This is a genomic window from Janthinobacterium sp. BJB301 (assembly GCF_002735685.1).
GTDB lineage: Bacteria > Pseudomonadota > Gammaproteobacteria > Burkholderiales > Burkholderiaceae_D > Janthinobacterium > Janthinobacterium lividum.
Window position 1 is genome coordinate 254,765 of the sequence record NZ_PDZJ01000005.1, and the last position, 22,944, is coordinate 277,708.

A 22,944-nucleotide genomic window follows, 5' to 3' on the forward strand; every position below is an offset into this window, starting at 1 on the left:
TCATTGCTCCGATGCCAGGGTGCGCAATGTCTGCAAGCCGTGCACCGTGATCTGGCGCAATTCTTGTATCAGCGGCAGGGCGTTCTGGCGGGCGCGGTAATACTGCGCGGCCGAGCGCGCGCGGTCCATGATGGCGCTCACGCAGTCGCCACTTTGCATCAGATCGACATCCCACGACGCCATGCCGATGGTCGACAGCATCGAGCGGCCCCGTTCGTCATACGACAGGTTGATGCTGTGCGAGCCCATGGCCAGGCAGGGCAGGAAGCCATGCAGGCGGAAGCTGACGTGCAGCTTGCAGGTGCGCAGCGCCTCGATGTAGCGGCCGACTTCGTCAAAGTACAGGGGCGCCGCGTCCGGGAAGCCGGCGGCAAATTCGAGGTCGATGTAGTCGTGGCAGGCCAGATAGACGGGTTGCGCATATTCGGCACGCAGGGCGGCAATCAGGCGGCGCAAGTCTTCGGCGATGCGCCACTGTAAGGGGGCAGGAACGCTCATGCGCATGGGATGACGGATGGAAATGATCACGCCGCCCCTGGCCGCTTCACCCTCGGCATTCGGCGGCAGGTACAGCGTGGGGCAGCCACCGACCGTCACCTTGGCGCCAAGGTCGGCTAGGATTTCCTGCGAACCCGTGTCGCGCACCATGGCCACCTTGGCGTGCTCGACCAGGTGCCGTATCGCAGTCGGGCTGAGCGCATCGGTGCGGTCTTCCATTTGCCCGTCGCGCCCCGTGATGCGGCCGTGGGATAGGCCCATCAGCATCATCGGCCGGCGCAAGGCATTGACGGCCTGGACATCATAGGACAGCTGGCCGTTTTCAAACAGGTTCCCGCCGCCGACGATGACGGCGTCGGCGAGACGGTTCATGTCATAGATCTGGCGTGGCACCAGGCCGCCAAACTGCGGTCCCTTCAAGGCGGGAATGCTGACGACATTGGTGGCTGCTCCGAACACTTCGTAGAGGAGCTCTGCTGTAGCGTAGCCGATGAGGTCGTTGCCGATGTTGCGAGTGGTGGGCCGCACCATAAAGATATTCAATGTTCGTCCTTCTTGTTGTACGTGTTTAAGGAAAATGGGGAGGCGGGGCGTTGATTAGCCGCGTGCCGCAAGTTCTTCGACGAGCGTGCGCATGCGCGATTTCAGTTCCAGATCACCCGGGTAGGCGCCCCGATCCACGTCCAGCATGCGCTGGGCGCTTGCCGCATCGGCGTTGACGCCGAGCAAGGCGGCGATGTCATCGATCAGCGTCATGTCGTGCCGGTTGACACGTTCGGTACTGATGACGAGCGGTTCGATACCCCGTTGCCTGAACCAGTCTTGCCAAAGCTGTTCATCCACGGCAATCAGCTGCATGGCCTTGCGCGCCGCCAGTTTGAGGCGCCAGGTCGAGTAATTTTTTGTCACCGGGGCGACTTCGAAACCCCAGCGCCCCGTGATCATGCAGGTCGCCAGGGATGCCGCCTGGGCGAGCTTGTTGTCGCGGATCAAATGAACGACCGTCGCGCCTTCGAACAAGGCGGTAAAGTCGTGCGGATACGGCCATTTTTGCATCTGGGGAAACTGGATATTCGATGCGAACAGGCCATTCGCAGAACGCCTGGCAAAAATATGCGCGAGGTAATCCTGTTTGTTGATTTGCCAGCGCTCCGTCAGCGCCTGCACGCTATTGTCATTGAAATACTCCAGCGGCACGCCGATCCCTGCGCCGAGTAACAGGCGGGCCAGCCGCTTGCTCGATGCGCGTGGCGCTGCGCAGACCAGCAGCTTTTTATCGGGGAACGCCGGCGACGTAGTATCGTAAGGAAACTCACGCATTTCTGCGGGTGTCGGGCGCGTGGCGCCTGTCCACACGGACTTGGCTTCAGTCAACGAAGTTGGAGAACGTTCATTCATGAATAGGGAGATAGGCCAGCTGCGCCATGTTACGTGCGATCGGATGTATTCAAAGCAAGGGAGCAACTGACTTCTTTTGAAAATATATTGCTTTAAAATACTATCGTACTTCATGCTATTTATGGAACGAAATTGCATTTTATTTATGTTTGCATGTCTCTCTCTAGCAACTATTGGTGGCCGCTAGCAAGTTGAGCCGCGCACAAACGACAACGCCAGCCCGAAGGCTGGCGTTGTCGTTGCGGATCGCCTGGTCAAGCCAGGATCGTCATCACCCCGCCATGCTGCGCAGGATCAGCCCCGTGATGTAGGCGCCGTAGGTGCCCAGCGCATAGCCAAGCACGGCCAGCAGCACGCCGACGGGGGCCAGGGCCGGATGGAAGGCGCTGGCGATGACGGGGGCGGAGGCGGCGCCGCCGATGTTCGCCTGCGATCCCACGGCCATGAAGAACAGGGGGGCGCGGATCAGTTTGGCGACGAGCAGCATCAGGCCGCCGTGCACGGCGATCCAGATCAGGCCCAGCAGGAACAAAAACGGCTTGTCGAGCAGGGCGCCCAGGTCCATGTGCATGCCGATCGTTGCCACCAGCACGTACAGCATGGCCGAGCCGATGGTCGAGGCGCCCGCGCCTTCCAGGCTGCGCGCCCGGGTAAAGCTGAGCAGCAAGCCGAAGGTGGTGGCGAGCACGACGATCCAGAAGAAGTTCGACGTCAGGCTGTAGTCCTGCAAGCGCCATGCGGCGGGCAGGGTGTTGATCCAGCTGATGATGGGGCCGGCCAGGAAGTGCGACAGGCCCGTCACGCCCAGGCCCACGCCGAGGATGATCATGATGTCGGTCAGGGTGGCGATGCGCGCGTGTTGCGTGCGGTAGCTTTCGATGCTGTCCTTGAGCGCATTGATGGCCGTCAAATCGGCACCCGTCCAGCGGTCGAAGGCGCCCGCGCGGCCGGCCAGGAACAGCAGCACGGCCGTCCAGACGTTGGCCACCAGCACATCGACGGCGACGAACTGGCCGAACAGGGTGGCGTCCACTTCAAACACTTCCTTCATGGCTGCCTGGTTGGCGCCGCCGCCTATCCACGAGCCGGCCACGGTGGTCATGCCGCGCCACGTGTCGCCTGCCACCGTTTCCGGGTGGATCAAACGCAAGACTTCGAACGAGACGAGGGCGCCCAGCATGACGCCCAGGGTGCCGATCAGGAACATGATGATGGCCTTGGGGCCGAGGCGGATGATGCCGCCGAAATCGATGGCCACGCACAGCAGGACCAGCGCGCTGGGCAGCAGGTAGTCGCGCGCCACCGCATACAGGCCGGAAGCGTTGCCATCGATGATGCCAAACGTGTTGAGCAGTGCCGGGATCAGGTAGCACATCAGCAGCGACGGGATATACGTATAAAACTTTTTCCAGAAGCCATCCTGGCGGGAAGCGGTCCAGAAGACGCCTCCCAGGGTCATGGCGAGCAAGCCGAGGACGACGGCGTCATTGGTGATCAGGGCGGTAGTGGCAGGTGGCATCGGGGATTCCGGTGAACGTGTCAGGGACGCACCGGGTGCCGATAAGGCCCCCGGGCGCAGGGTGGCCGTATCGTATAGCAATGTTGAAGCCTAAACAAATTGTTTAGGCGGTGATGCGTGGATTTTTACTTGCCAAATCAAACACTTAGATACTGGTTCCTCACCCCGCGCTGCAGACTGGCGGTTACAAATAACGTGCCAGCAAGGCCTTGTCGAGAGCCCCGTCGAGTTCGATGCGCACGAAGTGGCCGCTGCCGGGCGCCACCTGGATCTCGCTGCCGTCATCGCTGAGCATGCGGGTAATCGTGACATCGCGGTTGCCACCCGGATGCACGGCCTCGATGCGGTCGCCCACGGCGAAGCGGTTTTTCACTTCCACCCTGGCCCAGCCATCCGTCACGCCCAGTACGTCGCCCACGTACTGGCTGCGGTCCGCTTCGGACGCGCCGCGCATGTAGTTCTGGTGCGTCTGCGTGTGGTGGCGCTGGTAGAAACCGTCCGTGTAGCCGCGGTTGGCCAGGCCTTGCAGCTGACCTAAGAGACCAATATCGAAGGGGCGGCCCGCCACGGCGTCATCGATGGCCTGGCGGTAGACTTGCGCCGTACGCGCCGCGTAGTACAGCGACTTGGTGCGGCCTTCGACCTTCAGCGAGTCGACGCCGATTTTCACTAGGCGCTCGATGTGCTCGACAGCGCGCAAGTCCTTCGAATTCATGATGTAGGTGCCGTGCTCGTCCTCGAGTATCGGCATCAGCTGGCCCGGACGCTGGGCTTCTTCAATAAAATATGGCTGGTCGGCCAGCGGGTGGCGCGGCTGCTGGTGCAGGGCGGAAAACGCGTTGTTGTCGGCTTCGGCCAGCGCCTGGTGAAATTCCAGCGGCACTACCTGCATGCCGCCCAGGTCGCCGCTGGCGTCTTCGGACGCATTTTTCACCTTGTAATCCCAGCGGCAGGAATTCGTGCACGTGCCCTGGTTCGGATCGCGGTGGTTGAAATAACCGGACAACAGGCAGCGGCCCGAATAGGCGATGCACAGGGCGCCGTGGACGAATACTTCGAGCTCCATTTCCGGGCAGCGCTGGCGGATTTCCTCGATCTCGTCGAGCGACAATTCGCGCGACAGGATCACGCGCGTCAAGCCCATGCGGTGCCAGAATTTGACGTCGGCCCAGTTGACGGCGTTCGCCTGCACCGACAGGTGCACGGGGATGTCCGGCCACTTGTCGCGCACCATCATGATCAGGCCCGGGTCGGCCATGATCAGGGCGTCGGGACGCATGGCGATCACGGGTTCCATGTCGCGCAAATACGTTTTCAGCTTGGCGTTGTGGGCGAAGATATTACTGGCGACAAAGAATTGCTTGCCGCGCGCATGCGCGCCATCAATTCCCTCCTGCAAGGCTTGCAAGGTCGAAAAATCATTATTGCGCACACGCAAGCTGTAGCGCGGCTGGCCCGCGTAGACGGCGTCAGCGCCAAAGTCGAAGGCGGCATGCATTTTGGCCAGGGAGCCGGCAGGCAGGAGGAGTTCGGGAGCGTGGCGCATGGAGGAGGGGCAAAGCCGGCGATTGTAAGCGGGCGGCGAGCGCATTGCATTGCCCTGGATCAAGGGATTGCAAGGCGCTGCGCCGTGGCAGCCTAGGCGGCCGGACAGATGTTCTGGTTGGCGCGGAACAGGTTGGCGGGATCGTATTGCTTCTTGATGCGCGCCAGGCGCGGATAGTTCACGCCATACGCGTCGGCCGTGCGCCCGCTTTCATCCTCGGTCAGGAAATTGACGTACACGCTGCCCGTCGCATACGGCGCGGCGTCGTTGAAAAACTCGCGTGCCCAGGCGATGCAGCGTGCGTCATCGGCCGGCTCGTCCCAGCGCGTGTGCACGTTCATCACGTACAGGGCGTCGCGGTGCGGATAGGCCGTATCCTGCGGCGCCGGCCGGCTCGCCTGCGCGCCCAGCAGGCCGAGGAAGATTTCGCATTGCGGCGTCGGCAGCTTGCCGGCATGGCGGATGACAGTATCGATGGCCGCGTCGCTGAGCTGCGTGAAGTTGTGCGATTTCCAGTAATTGCGCGCGCCCGGCGTGAGCAGGGCATCGAACGCCTGTTGCCAGGCCGTGTACGGCATGCTGCCCAGGTGCATGCCCAGCGGCTGGCCGAAGCTGCCGATGCGCTCGATCGCTTCCTGCATGGCGGCAGATTGCACGGGTGAAAAGACGGGCAGGGCCAGCACGTCCTGGCCGTGCACTTCCGGTGGCAGAAAGGGCAGCGGCGGCGCTTTGCGCAAGACGGCCCAGACGGTCAATTCATCGGGCATGCCGTCGACGAAATCGCGGTATTTCGTCAGCACCGCCTTGGCTTGCGCGTAAGGAAACACGATGAGGCCAGCCGTGACTTGCGGCCCCACCGGATGCAGCTGGAACTCGAAGCGCGTGACCACGCCGAAGTTGCCACCGCCGCCGCGCAAGGCCCAGAACAGGTCGGGATGCTCCGTCGCGCTCGCATGCAGGAATTGTCCGTCGGCCGTGACGACATCGGCCGCCAGCAGGTTGTCGGCCGCCAGGCCCAGCGTGCGGCTGAGCCAGCCAAAGCCGCCGCCCAGGGCTAGTCCTGCCACGCCCGTGGTGGAATTGATGCCCAGCGGCGTGGCCAGGCCGAACGCTTGCGCCTCGTGGTCGAAGTCGTGCAAGGTGGCCCCGCCTTCGACGTGGGCGCGGCGTTGTTGCGGATCGATATGCACCGAGCGCATGCCGGACAGGTCGATCACCAGGCCATCGTTGCACAGGGCGCTGCCGGCGATATTGTGGCCGCCGCCGCGCACGGCCAGGGGCAGGCCGTGGTCGCGCGCATATGCCAGCGCCGTGCGCACGTCGGCCGTGCCCGCGCAGCGCGCGATGAGTGCCGGATGCCGGTCGATCATCGCATTCCAGACGGCGCGCGCGCTGTCGTAGCCGGCGTCGTTCGTTTGTAACAGTTGCCCTCTCAATGAGGCTTGCAACTCATTGAGCTGGCCGTTCGTCAAGGTATTCATCGTGTACCTCCCAGCGGCTGCATGCGGTTATGGGTATGGTGACGGGAAGCAGGAGGACTGTCCCCGCGTGCCGGCCTGCATGCATCGTTTGCCAGCGCGTGGTTTCATGATAGGAAGGCACCAGACGGTACGCAAGCCCAGGTGCTGGCAAATGAAACAAGGAAATGCGAGGGCTTGCGCTGCGACAGACGATGGGCTGCCTGAACGACGGGGTTGCCGCTTCAGGCGTAGGGCGTGCCCGCCATGGCGGCGTTCAAGCCCGTGTGTCCCCGGTCCACCAGGGACAGGAAGCCGGCCTTGGCCAGTTGCGCGTCGCCATGTTGCGCGAAGGCACGGTGCGCCTCGATGAGGGCGGTGCTCCACGTGGCCAGCAGCAGACTGGCCGCCAGGTGCGCGAGGGGATCGCTTGCATCGCGCCCCGTGGATTCGGTCAGCGCTTGCGCCACCACTTGCGCCAGTTCGTCGCGGATGGCCCGCGCCCGCGCTTTCAAGGTATCGCTGGCTTCGATGGTGGCAATGAAACCCTGGCCAGCGGCGGAAAAGGTGATGTAGGGACTGTCCTCCAGTACCAGCCGGTGCGCCAGCAGGCGCAGGGTTTCGATGGGCGGGATGGCGGGATCGCGCTGGCGCAAGGCGTCGCGCAGCAGTTCGCGCCCCTCTTCCTCGCGGTCGAAGAACATGTCTTCCTTGCGGGGGAAATGGTTGAACACCGTCATGCGTCCCACGCTGGCGGCCGCCGCGATCTCGTCCACCGTCACTTGCTCGAAGCCGCGCACGAAGAACAGGCGCGTGGCGGCATTCGAGATGGCTTGGCGGGTGGCAAGGCGTTTGCGGGAGCGGAGGTCGGAAGGAATCGTCATGTTGCCACGATCATACACGAAGTGTACTGAGTACAGATAAGGCTTGCTGGCGCGGCCAGGCTGGGCGTACTATTTATGTACTGAGTACATATTTAGATTGAGTATATGAAAGAATCTGTTCCCGTGGCGGCATTGCCCGTCATCTTTACCACTGTCGTGCTCGACGCCGTTGGCATCGGCCTGATCTTCCCCATCCTGCCGGCGCTGCTGCGGGAGGTCACGCACGCCGATAACGTGGCGCGGTATATCGGCATCATGACGGCCCTGTATGCATTGATGCAGTTCATCTTTGCGCCCGTGCTGGGGGCGCTGAGCGACCGCCTGGGGCGGCGCCCCGTGCTGCTGCTCTCGCTGGCGGGCGCGGCCGTCAATTACCTGTTCCTCGCCTTTGCGCCGAGCCTGTGGATGCTGCTGCTGGGGCGTGCCATCGCCGGGTTGACGAGCGCCAACGTTTCCGTGGCCACCGCCTACATCACCGACATTTCTCCCGAGGTGAAGCGGGCGCGTCGCTTCGGCTTGCTCAACGCCATGTTCGGCGCAGGCTTCATCATCGGCCCCGTGCTGGGCGGCGCGCTGGGCGATTACGGGCTGCGCCTGCCGTTCATGGCGGCAGCCGTTTTGAATGCCGGCAATTTGCTGCTGGCCTGGCATCTGCTGCCAGAATCACGCGCCCCCTCGCGCACGCCGACACGGGGAAAAATCGACCTGGCGGCATTGAACCCTCTGCGCCCGTTGCGCTGGGTTTTCTCGGAGAAAAGCTTGCTGCCGATTACCGTCATCTTCTTTACCTTCAGCGCGGCCGGCGAAGTGTATGGCGTGTGCTGGGCGCTGTGGGGCCACGACGCGTTCGCGTGGAACGGGCTGTGGATCGGCCTGTCGCTGGGCGCCTTCGGCGTGTGCCAGGCGCTGGCCCAGGCTTTTCTACCTGGCCCGGCCGTGAAACTGCTGGGCGAGCGCGCCACCATCCTGGCGGGCGTGGCCTGCGCCTGCGTGGCATTGACTGTCATGGCGTTTGCCACGCGCAGCTGGATGATCTTCGCCATCATGCCCGTGTTCGCCCTGGGCGGCATCGGCGCGCCGGCCCTGCAGTCGCTGGCCACGCGCCAGGTGGCCGAGGACCGGCAAGGCCAGTTCCAGGGCGTGCTGGCCTCGGCCGTGAGCCTGGCATCCGTGCTGTGTCCGCTGGTGTTTTCCAGCATCTATTTTGGCGTCAGGGCGTACTGGCCCGGCGCCGTCTGGCTGTCGGTGATCGTCGTGTACGCGGCACTCGTGCCGCTCGTGCTGGGCTTGCGCTTGCAGAAACCGGCGCAAGCCCTGGCAGGCTAGTGCGCGTGCGAGGCCCCGCTGCTGCCGGCTTGCCCGGTCATGGGCAGATGTTCGGGCGGCGTGCCGTCCTTGAACAATTGGCGTAGTTGCTGGCGCAGCTCCGGGGTATCGTGGTGATGGTGTACCGAGACTGCGTGTTCCACAGCAATGCCCAACAGCTCTTCCTCGCTGTCAGCCGAGATGGCTACCGAGCAATGCGTGTCGCTTGGGAATTCCCTGCAATCGATGTATTTGCGCGTCATGATCGACTCCTTTCTGGAAAGAGCGGGCACCGCACCCGCTCAATTCAGTATAGGCCGCAAAGCAGCCCCGCCTAGGCTGCGCGGCTCTCGCCAGCGGATTCGTCATCAAGACGCTGCACGGCGCCGCCGCCTTGAGCCAGATGCGCCGCATCGGCGGGAAAATCGTCGACCTGGATCAAGCCGTCGACCAGGCGCGCATATTCGAGCAAGGTATTGTGCTCCTGGCAGCTGACCGAGCCTGCGGCCTTGGCCGTTGCCAGCCACTGCTGCATGGCGGACAGGCTTTGCGGCAGGTGCCGCAGGGCTGCGCCTGCGGGCGTGTCTTTCAGGCGTTTTTCGATGTGCAGCACCTCGGCCAGCAGGGCCAGTGCCCGCTCGGCGCAAGCCACGGGATCTGTGTTGTCGTTGGCCACATAACCGTCGGCCAGCAGGCGCTCGCGGTCGGCGCCCGGCGTTTGCAGGGCCAGCGCCACTTCACTGCCAAGCTCGTCGGAAGGCGGGCGATGCGGCAGGCCGAAGGGAAACAGCAGGGTGCGCAGCAGCACGGCCAGCACGCGCGCGGGGAAATTATCGAGTACGCCCGTCAAGCCCTGTTGCGCCTTGACCAGCGCATCCTGCAGCGACCAGTGCACATAGGGCAGGTCGGCTTCGGGGCGGCCATCGTCCTCGTAGCGTTTCAGGACGGACGAAGCCAGGTACAGTTGCGCCAGCACGTCGCCCAGCCGGGCGGACAGCCGCTCGCGGCGCTTGAGCTCGCCGCCGAGCACGAACATCGACATATCCGTCATGACGGCAAACGCCGTCGACAGCCGCGTCAGGGCGCGGTAGTAGGGCGCCAGTGCGGGCGCGCCGGTGTCGGGCGCGGCCGCCAGGCGTGCGCCGCCCAGTCCGTACCATAATCCCCTGGCCAGGTTGCCCAGCACAAAGCCCACGTGGCCAAAGAAGGCAGCATCGAAATCCCGCAGGGCCTTGCGGCCATCGCTTTCGCTGACGGCGGCCATTTCCCTGAGCACATACGGATGCGCGCGGATGGCGCCCTGGCCGAAGATGATCAGGCTGCGCGTGAGGATGTTGGCCCCTTCGACGGTAATGGCGATGGGGATTTGCTGGTAGGCGCTGGCCAGGAAATTGTTGGGCCCCACGCAGATGCCCTTGCCGCCGAGAATGTCCATGCCGTCATTGACGAGCGCGCGGCCCCGTTCCGTGACGTGGTATTTGACGATGGCGGAAATGACGGCCGGCTTTTCGCCCAGGTCGACGGCGTGCGCGGCCAGCGTGCGGGCCGCGTCCATCAGGTACAGGTTGGCGCCCATGCGGGCCAGCGCTTCCTGCACCCCTTCGAATTTGCCGATAGCCATGTTGAACTGGCGCCGCACGGCCGCATACGCGCCGGTGCCGCGCACGGCCATCTTGCCCATGCCCACGCTGGACGAGGGCAGCGAAATGGCGCGCCCGGCCGCCAGGCACTCCATCAGCATGCGCCATCCCTTGCCCACTTGCGCCTGGCCGCCGATGACCCAGTCGATGGGAATGAAGACATCGTTGCCCGAGGTGGGGCCGTTCTGGAACGCGGCGTTCAATGGGTGATGGCGGCGGCCGATCACCACGCCGTCGTGGCTGGCGGGGATCAGGGCGCAAGTGATGCCCGGCGTGTCATGCTCGGACAGCAGATGTTCGGGGTCGCTGGTCTGGAATGCCAGTCCCAGCAAGGTCGCGACGGGCGCCAGGGTGATGTAGCGCTTGTTCCAGGTGAGGCGGAAACCCAGCGTGGCGCGGCCCTCATGCATGCCCATGCACACGACGCCGAGGTCGGGAATGGCGGCCGCATCGGAACCCGCATACGGGCTGGTGAGGGCAAAACAGGGAATCTCGGTGCCGGCGGCTAATCGCGGCAGATAATGGTTTTTCTGTTCTTCGGTGCCGTAATGCAGCAGCAGCTCGGCCGGCCCCAGCGAATTGGGCACCATCACGGTGACGGCCAGCGCCGAGCAGCGGCTCGACAATTTCATGACCACTTGCGAGTGCATGTAGGCGGAGAATTGCTTGCCGCCGTATTGTTTCGGGATGATCATGCCGAGGAAACCTTGCGCCTTCATGTAGGCCCAGGCCTGGGGCGGCAAGTCCTGCGCCTGCTGCGTTTCCCAGTCGTTGACCAGTTCGCACAGCCGCTCGACGTCATGCTCGAGAAAGTGACGCTCCTCGGTCGTGAGCGAGGCATGTCCATAGGCCAGCAGCTTGGGCCAGTCGGGCCGGCCGGAAAACAGGTCCGCGTCCCACCACGTTGTACCCGCTTCGAGCGCGTCGCGTTCCGTGTCGGACATGGTTGGCAAGATGCGCTTGAACAAGGCCAGCAGGCGCGGGGTGACGAGGGCGCGGCGCACGGGGCCGGGGGCGAACAGTAAAGCCAAGCCCAGCAGGGCTACCATCAATAGGATCGTCAGCATGCGTATCTCCCTGTGTAATGAGAACAGGGTAGGCCGATTTGGCGAATGTTACTGTGCGGTACAGCGCATACGCACAACGCCAACCGCATGGGTTGGCGTTGTGCTGTATGGCGTGGGGCGTATTAACGTTGCGGGACGACAATCACCGTGTCGCCCGTCTTGCCTTTGGCGCCGTCGTCGCCTTTGGCGCCATCGTTGCCTTGAACGCCATCGTTGCCTTGTGCGCCAGTGGCGCCCTTGGCGCCGTCATATCCGGCGGCACCGCTGTCGCCGGTCTGGCCCGTGGCGCCGGTGGCACCGGTTGCGCCGGCAGGGGCTTCAGCGCCCGTCGCACCCGTAGCGCCGGCAGGACCAGGCGCACCGGCAGGGCCGGGAACCACTTGTACGATAGGTGGCGCTTCGCGCTGGCAAGCGGTCAAGGCGAGGGTAGAGGCGAGCGCGAGCAATATCAGGGTAGTTTTCATGATGCATCCTTTGGCAGTGTGCCGTGATGTACGGAACGGCTCGACGGCGTCGGGCGCGAGTTTCGCATGGCGGTGTTACGGCGAGAATCTGATCAGGTGGCCGTTGCGCCGTGTCGCGCAGGACGCTGGCGGCGGGAAGGGGGTGTGGTCTGCCTGCAGCATGTACTCTTGGGCGGCCGCAGTCCGTACGTTTGCGTACATAGCGGCGGGGTGGGGGAGGGTTTGGTAAAGAGAAACAAAAAAGCCAACCCGAAGATTGGCTTTTTGCTATGTGCTGCTGAATTCTTGGTGGCCCGGGGCGGAATCGAACCACCGACACAAGGATTTTCAATCCTCTGCTCTACCGACTGAGCTACCAGGCCAAGGCGGCGAATTATAGCAGAAAGACTTTCCACCTGACCAGAGCTAGCTGTGTTCAAATGCAACAGATGGCCAAAACATAGTGTTTTGGCATCCTTGTATGAACTGAAGGGATGTGGCGATGCAGCGACGTATTGGAGTGCAAGGCCTGGCGGTGGCGGGCTTGTTCGGCTTGTTGTGCGGCACGGCGCGGGCCGACGGGCTCGCTGATTTGAATGCGGCGCTGGCGCGCTTGCAGGGCCAGATGCCCATCAAGGCGCAGGTCGAATCGAAATCCTGGCGCCGTGAGGGCGAGGGCAAGGCGGCGGAAGAGGATAGCGGCCAGGCCACTGTCACTGTCGAGGGCGGGCCGGCGGGCTTGCAGGTGCTTTACGGCAAGGACTTGCTGGCGAAAGTGGAAGCCGAGCAGCGCGCCAGGGTGAAGGATCCGAAGGTCAAGACGCCGATCGGCTTTGCGCTGGGGGAAATGAAGGCGACGGAGCTGCGTTCCATGGTGTCGGCGGCCGATGCCCTGTCGCGCGAGATCGAGGAAGCCGTGTTCAGCAGCGAAAAGATGGATAGCTACAAGGGCAAGCCGGCGCGTTTGCTCAGCTTTACCTTGTCGCTTGACAAGGTGCCTGAGAAAGACCGCAAGTATGTGAAGAAGTTCGAAGGCGGCATCGAGGTATGGATCGCCGCGGACGGCACGCCGCTGGCCAGCCATTTCCACTTTGACGTGAGCGGGCGCGCCTTTGTCGTCGTCAGCTTTACGCAGAAGTCGGACGAGACGCGCCAGTATGGCGTCAGCGGCGACCATTTATTGTTGCTGCGCAAGGAGAGCAAGAATGCCACCGCGGGCGCGGGCGAGAACGTGGAGAGCAAGATCGTCAAGACCTTGCAATTGCAGTCCTGACGTGTTGCCGAAGCACTCAAGCCGCTGATTCAGCGGCTTTGTTTACATGGCGGCGCTGCCGCCCAGGGCGCTCTTTTGCAGCACGCAGCGTCCCGCCTCGCAGGTGGCGCCCGGGTCCGTGACGATGGAGCAGGTCGACATCATGCCGTCCGCTTGCTGCTGTTTGCGGCTCGCCTCGGCTTGCGCCTGGGCCAGTGCCTTGAGTTTCTTGCCGTCATTGCCCTTGCTGGACCAGGCCAGGTAGCGCTCGGGGCCGCCGCAAGCCTTGGCGCCGATGGCGATGGTCTGGCATTGCTGGGTGGAATCGCAGGCGGCTACGCCCACTTCCGCCTGGATTTGCGCCAGCAGGCCGGCATTGCCGGGGGCGGGCGGCGCATCATCTTGCGTGGGGGCGCTGCCGCAGGCGCTGGCGGCCAGCAGCAGGAAGCTGGCGCACGCGGCGCGCAGCAGGGAGTAGGTAGGTGTGTGCATGCCTTTATCATGTGCCACGCTTGCGTAAATGGCAAGCGCGATTCGCACTTGGCGAGAACCTTGACCCTGGTCATTTTCCTTATTAACTAGTCAAAGTTAATATAAATTAACATCCAACCAGCGATGTACGGGTGGCAACCGGGCCGGTGCGCTGCATTCCCGCGCCGGCGCGCGCCGCCGATTCGGGAATGCTTCCAGGAGTTAGATTATGCGCCGCACCCTCTCACCCTTTCTCTTCATCACCAGCCTGGCCCTTGGCGGCGTTCTGCATGCCGCCGACAAGGAGCCGATCCAGCCCATCACTGCTGCCAAGATCGCCAATCCGGCCATGGTCGAACTGGGCAAGAAGCTGTTTTTCGACCCCCGCCTGTCGCGTTCGGGCTTTATTTCCTGTAATAGCTGCCACAACCTGAGCATGGGCGGCACGGACAATATCAAGACCTCGATCGGCCACAACTGGCAGCGCGGGCCCATCAATTCGCCCACGGTGCTCAATTCCAGCATGAACGTGGCGCAATTCTGGGATGGCCGCGCCAAGGATTTGCAGGAGCAGGCGGGCGGTCCCATCGCCAATCCCGGCGAAATGGCTTTTACGCACGAGCTGGCCATCGACGTGCTGGCCTCGATTCCCGCCTACCGCGCGGAGTTCCGGCAAGTGTTTGGCCAGGATAAGCTGACCATCGAGCAAGTCACGCGCGCCATCGCCGCCTTTGAAGAGGTGCTGGTGACGCCAGGTTCCCGTTTCGATCAATGGCTGTCGGGCAAGAAGAGCGCGCTGACGAAGGACGAGCTGGCCGGCTACCAGCTGTTCAAATCGAGCGGCTGCATCGCCTGTCATAACGGCCCCGCCGTGGGCGGCAACACCTTCCAGAAGATGGGTGTGGTGGAACCGTATAAAACGGCGATGACGGCGCAGGGACGCTCGGCCGTGACGGGCAAGGATGCGGACCGCTTCAACTTCAAGGTGCCGACCTTGCGCAACGTGGAACTGACGTATCCCTATTTCCACGATGGCGAAGCGGCGACGTTGACGCAAGCCGTCGACGTGATGGGCCGCCTGCAGCTGGGCCGCACCTTCACGCCCGATGAAAACGCCAAGCTGGTGGCCTTCCTGAAAACCCTGACGGGCAAGCAGCCGCACCTCGTGCTGCCGATCCTGCCACCGTCGTCGGACACGACGCCACGGCCCGTGCCGTTTGACTGAATGAGTCCATGAAAAATGCCCGCATCAAGCGGGCATCGGGGTCTATTTCAATGTTCTCTGGAATAACTGATAGATGCGGCGGTACTCGTCATACCACGCCTCCGGCTGCACGAAGCCATGGCGCTCCATGGGGTAGCTGGCCATTTCCCAGTTATCCTTTTTCAGTTCGATCAGGCGCTGCGACAGGCGCACGGAGTCCTGGTAAAACACGTTGTCGTCGATCATGCCGTGGGCGATCAGGAGGTTGCCCGTCAGCTTGTCCGCGTATTCGATCGGCGACGAGATTTTATAGGCTTGCGGATCGATGTCCGGCGTGTTCAGGATATTCGCCGTGTATTCGTGGTTGTACGTGGTCCAGTCCGTCACGGGACGCAGGGCGGCGCCGGACTTGAACACGTCCGGCGCGCGCATCAGTGCCATCAGGCTCATGAAGCCGCCATAGCTGCCGCCATAGATGCCCACGTTCCGGATGTCGCCCTGGTGCTGCTGCGCCAGCCAGTTGGCGCCGTCGATAAAATCTTCCAGTTCCGGGTGGCCCATCTGGCGGTAGATGGCCGTGCGCCAGGCGCTGCCGTAACCGAGCGAGGCGCGGTAGTCGACGTCGAGCACGATGTAGCCTTGCTCGACCAGCAGGTTGTGGAACATCTGTTCGCGGAAGTAGACGGGATAGCGCTGGGTCACGTTTTGCAGGTAGCCGGCGCCGTGCGCGAACATGACGATCGGATAGCGCTTGCCCGCTTCCAGTTGCGCCGGGCGGTACAGCTTGGCCCAGATCGGCGCCGCGCCATGCGTGGACGGTACTTGCACCAGTTCCGGCATGACCCAGTTGCGCGCCTTGAAGGCGTCGCTGCGCGTATCGGTCAGGATATTTTCCTTGCCGCCCGCGACGGCAACCGTCGCCAGCTGGGCCGGCATATAGCTGGTCGAATAGCGCAGCAGCAGCTTGCCGTTATCGGGCGACAGGCCGAAGTTTTCCACGCCTTTCAAATTCGTCACTTCGCGCGCGCCGCCATCCCTGGCCGTGCTGGCGCACACTTCATACGTGCCGGGCGCCTGCCGGTTGCACATGAAATAGGCATGCTTGCCGTCGCGGCTCCATTCGACGGCGCTCACTTCCCACTGGCCGCTGGTCAGCGCGCGCGCCGGGGCCGCGCCCGTCTTCGTGTACAGGTGGGCGTAGCCGCTTTCCTCGGACAGATACCACAGGGTGGTGTTGTCGGGCAGCCAGCCGAATTCGTCGGCGCGGCGGTTGACCCAGGCCGTGTCGCTGATGCGGTGCACGGGCACGAGGGCGGCGTTGGCCAGGTCGACGTTGGCGAGCCAGCCATCCTTGTTGTCGACGGCGCGGATGCGCACGGCCACCTTGCTGCCGTCATCGGTCCAGGCGATGCCGTCGCGCTGGGCGTCGATGCGCACGGCACGGTTGCCTTTCAGGGGCGGCAGCTTCTGTTCGGCGCGCAGACTGGCCAGCGGGTCGGTGGCGATGCCGGGCAGGCTGTCGAAACCGATCTCGCGCACGGTGCCCGTGCGCAGGTCGGCCAGTTTCAGGCTTTGCGCGATCGGCATGTTGCGGCCCACGCGCGTGCGCTCGTCGTCCGCTTCCGGGTAGCCCGTTTCCGTCACGTAGCGGGCCAGTTTGCCCAGCTTGCCTTTTTCGGCCGCCTTGTCTTGCGTGACGAACAGCAGCCAGCGGCCGTCCGGCGACAGGGCGCTGCCGGAAATGGTGACTTTGTCGCCCAGGTAAATCGGTTCCGGCGCGCGCGTGGCGTCCAGGCGGCGCTCTTCATGGCGGCGTTCGCGGTTCGCGTCGCGGTCTTGCTTCTGGCGTGCCAGGTTGACGATCAGGCGCAGCTGCAGGTCGCGCAGGGCGTCCGCTTCCGGTGTGGCGTCCGGGTCCTTGGCGGCGCGCAGCAGGGCGACGGGGGCGCTCAGGCGCTCCGCGCGGCTCCAGCTGAACCAGTCGGTGCCGCTGCGGTATTGCACGGCGGCGCCGTCGGCAGAGTACTGCGGGTCGCTGATGGCCGTGACGCCGCGCGTGATTTGCGTCAAGGCGCCGCTTTTCAGGTCGCGCTCGAACAAGTCGCCGTTGCGCAGCAGGATGGCGCGCGTGCCGGAGCGGTTGACGACCATCTGCTGGCCATCGAGATTGGCCAGCTGCGCATCGTCGACCTTCTTGCCGCTATTCAGTTTGGCGTTTGCGCCTAGCAATTGATACGTGTCGCGCAGGGGCGAGCCGAGGCGTTTTTGCTTGTAGTAGAGCTGGCCATTCCAGCCCCACCATGCCGCTTCGACGGGCGTGCCGATCCAGTCGGGGTCGGCCATGGCCTGGTCCAGCGTGATCGGCGTGGGGGGGATGGTGGATGGGGCCGCATGCGCGGCGGGCAGGGCGGCTATCAGGGTGAGCAGCAGGGGAAGAACCAGACGCATCGGGGATCACTTTAATCAAAGGGGATGGTGAAGGTACAGGCTATGAGGCCGGTATTCTAGCGGAGGAGTTTCGTGCAGGAAATGTCGGAAAGCTAAGCTTGGCGCTGGGCCAGCCAGGCGAGAAAGTCATCGAGCGGCATCGGCCGCGCATACAGGTAGCCCTGCAAGCCGTCGCAATCGTGGGCGATCAGGAAGTCAGCCTGCTCCTGCGTTTCCACGCCTTCGGCCACCACGCGCAAGCCCAGGTGGCGCGCCATGGCCAGGATCGCTTGCACGATGGCCGTGTCGCGCGCATCGTGCGGCGTGTCGTCGATGAAGCGCTTGTCGATCTTGAGTTCGTACAGCGGCATCGACGTCAGGTAGGCGAGGCTGGAATAGCCGGTGCCGAAATCGTCGATGGAAAAGCGGATGCCGAGGGCCGCCAGTTCGCGCATGCGCGCCAGCGAGGCGTCGCGCTGGTCGATCAGCAAGCCTTCCGTCAGTTCCAGGATCAGGGCGCCGGCCGGCGTGCCGTGTTCGGCCAGCGCGGCCTGCACGCGGGCGGCAAAATCGGGCTGGCGAAACTGGGCCGGACTCACATTCACGGACAGGGCGACAGGCGATCCGGCCCGCGCCAGCATGGCGGCGGCGCGGCACGCTTCGCGCAGGGCCCAGTGGCCCAGCTTGACGATCAGCCCCGATTCCTCGGCGATGGGGATGAAGATGGCGGGAGCGATATGGCCGCCGTCCGCCTGCGGCCAGCGCATCAGCAGTTCGGCGCCCGTCACGCGGCCGTGGCGGTCGACCTGCGGCTGCACGTGCATGCATAATTCACCGGCATCGAGGGCGCGCGCGAGTGTCCTTTCCAGGGTCAGGCGGCGTTCCACGCCTGCCTGCATGGCCGCTTCAAAGAAGGCGATGCCGTTGCGTCCTTCCGCTTTGGCGCGGTACATGGCGATGTCCGCTTCGCGCAGCAGGTCGTGCGCCTGCTGGCCCGCTTTCGGCAGCAGGGTCACGCCGATGCTGGCGCTGCAATGATAGGACTGCCCTTCGATCTCGAAGTCGCGCGCGATGGCGGCACGGATTTTCTCGGCCACCTGGGCCGCCGCACGGGCGGCGTTGTGCAGGTCATCGGCCAGGTGCGCCAGCAGCACGACGAATTCGTCGCCGCCGATGCGCGCCACCGTGTCGGCCTTGCGCATCAGCTGCGCCAGCCGTTCGCCGGCCAGGCGCAGCAGCGCGTCGCCGGTGGCGTGGCCGCGCGCGTCGTTGATGTGCTTGAAGTGGTCGAGGTCGATGAACATCAGCGCACTGATGGTATGGCCGCGCGGCGCGGCGGCCAGCAGGTGGCCGATGCGGTCCATCAGCAGGCGCCGGTTGGGCAGGCCCGTGAGCACGTCGTAGAAGGCCAGGCGGTGGATGTCCGCTTCCGATTTCTTGCGCTCGTCGATTTCGCGCTCGACGGCCACCCAGTGCGTCTGCCTGCCGTCCGCATCCGTGAACGGCACCAGTTCCGCTTCGACCCAGTACGCCTTGCCAGCCTTGTTGTAATTGAGCAATTCCGCGCGTGCCGGCTGGGCGCGGGCCATGGCGGCGGCGATGCGCGCCAGTTCGCCCGCATCGGTGGCGGGGCCTTGCTGGAACAGCAGGCTGCGGCCCAGCACCTCGGCGCGCGCATAGCCGCTGCTGCGCTCGAAGGCGTCGTTGACGAAGATGATGCGCGTGGCCGGCGCCGCACCCGCGCCTGGCGGGGCATCGGCCACTTCGGCGAGCATCACCATGTCGTTCAGGCGGGCCAGCGCCGTGGCCGTCAGGCGCAGATCGGCGTTCAGCTGCGACAGTGCCTGGCTGCTGCGTTCCAGGTGGCGTAGCAGAAAAGCGCAGGAGAGGGTCAGCACGGCGGCGATGAACAGGAAGTTCAGGGCCACGATCAGCGCGCGCAGCACGGGGGAGTCGGGCACGCCGCGCAATTGCAGCTCCACGTCGGGATGCAGGCCGAGGAAAAAAATGGTCAGCGAAGTCAGGGCCAGGGTCGACAAGGCTGGCCGCATCCCCAGCAGCAGGGCCGCCAGCACGGGCATGAGCATCATGTAGATCTGGCTGACGGGGCCGATTTTCAGCAGCAGGCCCACGCCCACCAGGTAGGCGACGATCAGGAATTGCCACACGCGCCAGCGGTAGGGCATGGCGCGCAGATGCCAGATGAGGCCGACCCAGCCGATGGCCAGCACGTCGAGGGCGACTATGGACCAGATAGCTTCGCGCGCCGCCAGCAGGGCGCTGGGAATGGCAGTGACGATGCCAAGCAGCAGCACCGCCTGCAGCAGGCGCGCAAAAATCTGTCCGCGCCAGTGCGCGAGATCGTTTGACGCGGCCACGCTGCCGTCCTTTCCCCAAGGAGCTGTGCTGCCGAGCTGAGCAGTATGGTAAAAATATTACGCGGTATCGTTCTGCATGTCATCTTGATCATTCGATATGATTGACTGCACGACTACCCGCAGGGCGCATCGGGCCGTCTATTCCTTTTCCGCCGTGGGCCAGTAGTGGCTATCTGGCGTGTCCCGTGCGCCGAAGATGGCCTGGCCGACCCGCACGACGGTAGCGCCTTCTTCAATGGCGATTTCATAGTCGCCGGACATGCCCATCGACAGCTCGTCTAGGCCGATGCCATCGGGAACATCCTGGCGCAGCCGGTCGCGCAGCGTGCGCAGCAGCACGAAGCAGCGGCGCACGCGCACGGCTTCCGCCGACAACAGCGCCAATGTCATGAGTCCGCGTACCCGCAGCGCGGGGAAGGCGGGCAGCGCGCGCAGGAAAGCGGCCACCTCGTCCGGCGGCAAGCCGTACTTGCTGGCTTCTCCCGAGGTGTTCACTTGCACGAACACATCGAGCCCCCGTCCTGCCGCTTGCAGGCGCCGTTCCAGCGCCTCGGCCACGCGCAGGCTGTCGAGAGCCTGGAATTCGCTGGCAAAGCGCGCCACCAGCTTGGCCTTGTTGGTCTGCAAATGGCCGATCACCGACCATTGCAGGTCGCCCAGGTCCGCCATCGCTTCCCACTTGCGGCCTGCCTCCTGCGGCTTGTTTTCTCCCAGCAGGCGGCAACCCGCGGCGTAGGCCAGGCGCAGGCTCGCCTCGGGCTTGGTCTTGCTGACGGGCAGCAGGCGCACGCCGGCCGGATCGCGGCCGACCCGCTGGCATGCGGCGGCCATGCGCGCGTGCACGGCGGCCAGATTGCGGCGGAAGTCGTCCACCGACACGGCTTGCGGCCAGCGCCCATGCTGCGCGTGCATGGTCGCAGTGAGCAGGGGAGTGTCATTGTTCATGTGTCAGCCTTGTGTCAGCCTTATGAGCGGCAGGAGTCGCCGCAGTGATGTATGATTGTCCTATGCCAAAATATATCATGTCTGAGACTATCATGAGGATTGCAGGGAAAACCGCTGCGGAGCTGTTCGACAGCATCCGTGCTCTGACGCAGGCGGGCGAACTGACGCCGGGCCAGGAGTTGCCGACCGTGCGCGAGCTGGCCGCGACCTTGGGCGTCAACCGCAATACCGTGTCGCTGGCGTACAAGCGCCTGGTGACGGCCGGGATCGCGGTCACGCAAGGACGCCTGGGCACGGCCATCCGCGCACAGCGCGATCCCGGCGAGCAGGAAGGCATGTTGCCCGGCTCGCCGCTGGCCGACCTGGGCGGTGGCAATCCTAACCTTGCCTGGCTGCCCGATGTCGGCGCGGCCCTGGCGCGCAAGCCATACCGCCCGCGCCTGTATGGCGAAGCCACGCTGGATCCGGAGCTGGAAGCCCTGGCGCGGCGCTGGATGGCCGGCGATTGCCCTGAGGGCCACGACATCACCCTGACGAATGGGGCGGTCGATGCGGTGGAGCGCCTGCTGGCCGCGTATCTGGTCGCGGGCGACAAGGTGGCCGTGGAAGACCCGTGCTTCGTCAGCAGCATCAACACCTTGCGCATCGCCGGGCTGCACGCCGTTGGCGTGGCTGTCGATGCCGAGGGCATGCAGGCCGAGGCGCTGGAACGGGCGCTGGCGCAAGGCGCGCAAGCCGTCATCGTGACGCCGCGTGCGCACAATCCGACCGGATGCAGCCTGAGCGCGGCGCGCGCGGACCAGCTGCGCGCGGTGCTGGCCGCTTACCCGCACGTGCTGGTCATCATCGACGACCATTTCTCGCTGCTGTCCGTCGCCAGCTACCAGGACGTGATTCCCCATGCGGCCCGGCGCTGGGCGCTGATCCGTTCGGTATCGAAGATCTTCGGCCCCGACCTGCGCTTAGCCGTTGTCGCCAGCGACGGGCAGACCGCCCAGCGCCTGCGCCTGCGCCTGGCGCCCGGCACGAACTGGGTCAGTCATCTCTTGCAGGATGCCGTGAGCGCCTGCCTGTCTTCACCGGACGTGCTGGCGCAGGTGGCCCTGGCCCGCGCCGACTATGCGCGCCGCCGCGGCATCCTGGCCGATGCGCTGGCGGCGCAAGGCCTGGTTGGCGCCAGTCCTGCCGATGGACTGAACCTGTGGCTGCCGCTGCCGGGCGGCAGCCAGGCGGCCGTGCTGGCGCTGGCCCGGCATGGCTGGCTGGTGCGCGGCGGCGAAGCCTTCGGCGTGCAGGCGCCGACGCAGGGCTTGCGGATCACCGTATCGACCATGGACGCAGCGCGTGCGCAGGCGTTCGCCGCCGTGCTGGCCCAGGTGCTGGGCCGGCCATAGTTTTTTAATTCCTCGCCACAGAAAGGGAACATCATGAAAGTCCATTTCATCGTGCATGAAGCGTTCGAGTCGCCTGGCGCCTACGAGACATGGGTACGCGAGCGCGGCTACGCGGCCACGTATTCCCGCGTCCACGCCCATGAACCGCTGCCCCCGTCCATCGCGGGCATCGACCTGCTGGTCGTCATGGGCGGACCGCAGTCGCCGTCGACGACGCGCGAGGAATGCCCGCATTTCGACGCCGCCGCCGAACAGGCCTTGATCGCCGCATGTGCCGCGGCGGGCAAGGCGGTCGTCGGCGTCTGCCTGGGCGCGCAGCTGATCGGCGCGGCCCTGGGAGCGCGCCATGCGCACAGCCCAGAAAAGGAGATCGGCAAGTTCCCCATCATGCTGACGCGAGAAGGGCAGGCGAACGACAAGTTCGCCCATTTCGGCGATGTCCTGGAGACCGGGCATTGGCATAGCGACATGCCGGGCCTGACTGACAGCGCGAAGGTCATCGCCCACAGCGAAGGCTGCCCCCGCCAGATCGTCGAATACGGCAATCTGGTGTACGGATTCCAGTGTCATATGGAGTTCACGCCGGAGGTGGTCGACCTGCTGATCGCCGCTTCAGAAACGGAACTGGCCACGGTGGAGTCGCACCGCTTCGTGCAGCAGCCAGCGACCCTGCGCGCCCACGACTGGCAGGCCATGAATGGCAAGCTGTTTGTTTTCCTTGACCTGCTCATGCAGGCCTACGCATCGCCGTGAAAAAAAAACGCCAGCATGATGCTGGCGTTGTGGGGCAAGCAGACGAGGCGCTTATTTTTTCGGCGCGCTCAGGCATTCCTTCATGAAAGCCTTGCGGGCATCGCCCTTCATGTCCTTGGCGTCGACATTGCATGCCTTCATCTTGTTTTGCTGCGTCATGGCCGGCGCCGGCTTGGCGCTCAGGCATTCCTTCATGAATGCCTTGCGCTCATCGCCTTTCTTGCCGGCGGCGTCCGCATTGCAGGTCGTCATTTTTGACTGTTGGGTCGTCTTGGCGGCGGGCGCCGCTTCCGGCGCGGCGGCAAAGGCGGTGCTGGCAAACGCGGCGGCGATGCAGAGGGCGAATAATTGTTTCATGGCAAA

The 22,944-nt window shown here is 64.4% G+C and carries 19 protein-coding genes and 1 tRNA gene; 5 read left to right on the top strand and 15 right to left on the bottom strand.

All coding sequences use genetic code 11. The annotated features are described in order from the left end of the window. From CSQ91_RS25220 to CSQ91_RS25245, 6 genes are all read right to left on the bottom strand, one after another. Nucleotides 1-1,041, bottom strand: a complete 1,041-nt coding sequence (locus CSQ91_RS25220) for a polysaccharide pyruvyl transferase family protein (protein ID WP_143451097.1) — start codon at nt 1,039-1,041, stop codon at nt 1-3. A gap of 54 nt (nt 1,042-1,095) precedes the next feature. Further along, nucleotides 1,096-2,010: a Stf0 family sulfotransferase gene (locus tag CSQ91_RS25225; RefSeq protein WP_180278515.1), complete on the bottom strand. Its 915-nt coding sequence runs from the start codon at nt 2,008-2,010 to the stop codon at nt 1,096-1,098. Nucleotides 2,011-2,167: 157 nt separating this feature from the next. Beyond that, the gene (locus CSQ91_RS25230; protein ID WP_099389943.1) at nt 2,168-3,415 is read right to left on the bottom strand and encodes a DUF819 family protein; all 1,248 of its coding nucleotides are present in this window, start codon (nt 3,413-3,415) and stop codon (nt 2,168-2,170) included. A gap of 184 nt (nt 3,416-3,599) precedes the next feature. Beyond that, a complete protein-coding gene (trhP, locus tag CSQ91_RS25235) occupies nt 3,600-4,961 on the bottom strand; it encodes a prephenate-dependent tRNA uridine(34) hydroxylase TrhP (protein WP_099389944.1) in 1,362 nt (453 codons plus the stop codon). A gap of 92 nt (nt 4,962-5,053) precedes the next feature. Next, entirely contained in the window at nt 5,054-6,442 is a 1,389-nt protein-coding gene (locus CSQ91_RS25240) for an FAD-binding oxidoreductase (RefSeq protein WP_099389945.1), read from the bottom strand. Nucleotides 6,443-6,663: 221 nt separating this feature from the next. Beyond that, the gene (locus tag CSQ91_RS25245; protein WP_034784272.1) at nt 6,664-7,302 is read right to left on the bottom strand and encodes a TetR/AcrR family transcriptional regulator; all 639 of its coding nucleotides are present in this window, start codon (nt 7,300-7,302) and stop codon (nt 6,664-6,666) included. 105 nt (nt 7,303-7,407) lie between these two features. Between CSQ91_RS25245 and CSQ91_RS25250 the strand changes: the two genes are divergently transcribed. Then, entirely contained in the window at nt 7,408-8,628 is a 1,221-nt protein-coding gene (locus CSQ91_RS25250) for a TCR/Tet family MFS transporter (RefSeq protein WP_099389946.1), read from the top strand. On the opposite strand, the gene CSQ91_RS25255 is transcribed toward CSQ91_RS25250, so the two are convergent. The 4 genes from CSQ91_RS25255 to CSQ91_RS25270 all read right to left on the bottom strand — a co-directional run bounded on the left by CSQ91_RS25255 (nt 8,625) and on the right by CSQ91_RS25270 (nt 12,140). Beyond that, on the bottom strand, nt 8,625-8,870 hold the full coding sequence (locus CSQ91_RS25255) for a DUF1059 domain-containing protein (RefSeq protein ID WP_099389947.1): 246 nt from the start codon (nt 8,868-8,870) through the stop codon (nt 8,625-8,627). The two genes, CSQ91_RS25250 and CSQ91_RS25255, sit on opposite strands and share 4 nt — an antisense overlap. Nucleotides 8,871-8,941: 71 nt before the next feature. Further along, the gene (locus tag CSQ91_RS25260) at nt 8,942-11,314 is read right to left on the bottom strand and encodes an acyl-CoA dehydrogenase (protein ID WP_099389948.1); all 2,373 of its coding nucleotides are present in this window, start codon (nt 11,312-11,314) and stop codon (nt 8,942-8,944) included. 122 nt (nt 11,315-11,436) lie between these two features. Continuing rightward, the gene (locus CSQ91_RS25265) at nt 11,437-11,778 is read right to left on the bottom strand and encodes a hypothetical protein (protein WP_099389949.1); all 342 of its coding nucleotides are present in this window, start codon (nt 11,776-11,778) and stop codon (nt 11,437-11,439) included. Between the two features lie 286 nt (nt 11,779-12,064). Further along, nucleotides 12,065-12,140, bottom strand: a tRNA-Phe gene (locus CSQ91_RS25270). Between the two features lie 119 nt (nt 12,141-12,259). On the opposite strand from CSQ91_RS25270, the gene CSQ91_RS25275 reads away from it, so the two are divergent. After that, the gene (locus CSQ91_RS25275; protein WP_257217474.1) at nt 12,260-13,030 is read left to right on the top strand and encodes a hypothetical protein; all 771 of its coding nucleotides are present in this window, start codon (nt 12,260-12,262) and stop codon (nt 13,028-13,030) included. A 42-nt stretch (nt 13,031-13,072) separates the two neighbouring features. Here the strand turns inward: CSQ91_RS25275 and CSQ91_RS25280 are convergent, their stop codons facing one another. Next, a complete protein-coding gene (locus CSQ91_RS25280) occupies nt 13,073-13,501 on the bottom strand; it encodes a hypothetical protein (protein ID WP_070259846.1) in 429 nt (142 codons plus the stop codon). A gap of 208 nt (nt 13,502-13,709) precedes the next feature. On the opposite strand from CSQ91_RS25280, the gene CSQ91_RS25285 reads away from it, so the two are divergent. Next, on the top strand, nt 13,710-14,705 hold the full coding sequence (locus CSQ91_RS25285) for a cytochrome-c peroxidase (protein WP_070259844.1): 996 nt from the start codon (nt 13,710-13,712) through the stop codon (nt 14,703-14,705). Between the two features lie 42 nt (nt 14,706-14,747). Here CSQ91_RS25285 and CSQ91_RS25290 read toward each other — a convergent pair whose 3' ends face one another. The 3 genes from CSQ91_RS25290 to CSQ91_RS25300 form a co-directional block, all read right to left on the bottom strand. Next, nucleotides 14,748-17,132, bottom strand: coding sequence for a S9 family peptidase (locus CSQ91_RS25290; RefSeq protein ID WP_099389951.1), 2,385 nt, complete (start codon nt 17,130-17,132; stop codon nt 14,748-14,750). A 92-nt stretch (nt 17,133-17,224) separates the two neighbouring features. Further along, nucleotides 17,225-19,489 (bottom strand): putative bifunctional diguanylate cyclase/phosphodiesterase, encoded by a 2,265-nt coding sequence (locus tag CSQ91_RS25295; RefSeq protein WP_099389952.1) that lies wholly within the window; start codon nt 19,487-19,489, stop codon nt 17,225-17,227. A gap of 138 nt (nt 19,490-19,627) precedes the next feature. Further along, nucleotides 19,628-20,434, bottom strand: a complete 807-nt coding sequence (locus CSQ91_RS25300; RefSeq protein WP_099389953.1) for a YggS family pyridoxal phosphate-dependent enzyme — start codon at nt 20,432-20,434, stop codon at nt 19,628-19,630. Between the two features lie 92 nt (nt 20,435-20,526). Here CSQ91_RS25300 and ptsJ point away from each other — a divergent pair, with 92 nt between their 5' ends. Both ptsJ and CSQ91_RS25310 read left to right on the top strand, forming a co-directional pair. Further along, entirely contained in the window at nt 20,527-21,828 is a 1,302-nt protein-coding gene (ptsJ, locus tag CSQ91_RS25305; RefSeq protein ID WP_099389954.1) for a MocR-like B6 salvage transcription factor PtsJ, read from the top strand. A 33-nt stretch (nt 21,829-21,861) separates the two neighbouring features. Next, nucleotides 21,862-22,581, top strand: a complete 720-nt coding sequence (locus tag CSQ91_RS25310; protein WP_099389955.1) for a glutamine amidotransferase-related protein — start codon at nt 21,862-21,864, stop codon at nt 22,579-22,581. A gap of 51 nt (nt 22,582-22,632) precedes the next feature. Here the strand turns inward: CSQ91_RS25310 and CSQ91_RS25315 are convergent, their stop codons facing one another. Further along, nucleotides 22,633-22,938: a PsiF family protein gene (locus tag CSQ91_RS25315; RefSeq protein WP_099389956.1), complete on the bottom strand. Its 306-nt coding sequence runs from the start codon at nt 22,936-22,938 to the stop codon at nt 22,633-22,635. Nucleotides 22,939-22,944: the final 6 nt, after the last annotated feature.

Bases quoted from the DNA above. Each gene is read 5' to 3' on its own strand.
- CSQ91_RS25225 (WP_180278515.1), bottom strand. From the start codon at position 2,010: ATGAAGTACGATAGTATTTTAAAGCAATATATTTTCAAAAGAAGTCAG.
- CSQ91_RS25310 (WP_099389955.1), top strand. From the start codon at position 21,862: ATGAAAGTCCATTTCATCGTGCATGAAGCGTTCGAGTCGCCTGGCGCC.
- CSQ91_RS25290 (WP_099389951.1), bottom strand. From the start codon at position 17,132: ATGCGTCTGGTTCTTCCCCTGCTGCTCACCCTGATAGCCGCCCTGCCC.
- CSQ91_RS25260 (WP_099389948.1), bottom strand. From the start codon at position 11,314: ATGCTGACGATCCTATTGATGGTAGCCCTGCTGGGCTTGGCTTTACTG.
- CSQ91_RS25255 (WP_099389947.1), bottom strand. From the start codon at position 8,870: ATGACGCGCAAATACATCGATTGCAGGGAATTCCCAAGCGACACGCAT.
- trhP (WP_099389944.1), bottom strand. From the start codon at position 4,961: ATGCGCCACGCTCCCGAACTCCTCCTGCCTGCCGGCTCCCTGGCCAAA.
- CSQ91_RS25285 (WP_070259844.1), top strand. From the start codon at position 13,710: ATGCGCCGCACCCTCTCACCCTTTCTCTTCATCACCAGCCTGGCCCTT.
- CSQ91_RS25250 (WP_099389946.1), top strand. From the start codon at position 7,408: ATGAAAGAATCTGTTCCCGTGGCGGCATTGCCCGTCATCTTTACCACT.
- CSQ91_RS25315 (WP_099389956.1), bottom strand. From the start codon at position 22,938: ATGAAACAATTATTCGCCCTCTGCATCGCCGCCGCGTTTGCCAGCACC.
- CSQ91_RS25245 (WP_034784272.1), bottom strand. From the start codon at position 7,302: ATGACGATTCCTTCCGACCTCCGCTCCCGCAAACGCCTTGCCACCCGC.
- CSQ91_RS25265 (WP_099389949.1), bottom strand. From the start codon at position 11,778: ATGAAAACTACCCTGATATTGCTCGCGCTCGCCTCTACCCTCGCCTTG.
- CSQ91_RS25230 (WP_099389943.1), bottom strand. From the start codon at position 3,415: ATGCCACCTGCCACTACCGCCCTGATCACCAATGACGCCGTCGTCCTC.
- CSQ91_RS25275 (WP_257217474.1), top strand. From the start codon at position 12,260: ATGCAGCGACGTATTGGAGTGCAAGGCCTGGCGGTGGCGGGCTTGTTC.
- ptsJ (WP_099389954.1), top strand. From the start codon at position 20,527: ATGAGGATTGCAGGGAAAACCGCTGCGGAGCTGTTCGACAGCATCCGT.
- CSQ91_RS25280 (WP_070259846.1), bottom strand. From the start codon at position 13,501: ATGCACACACCTACCTACTCCCTGCTGCGCGCCGCGTGCGCCAGCTTC.
- CSQ91_RS25240 (WP_099389945.1), bottom strand. From the start codon at position 6,442: ATGAATACCTTGACGAACGGCCAGCTCAATGAGTTGCAAGCCTCATTG.
- CSQ91_RS25300 (WP_099389953.1), bottom strand. From the start codon at position 20,434: ATGAACAATGACACTCCCCTGCTCACTGCGACCATGCACGCGCAGCAT.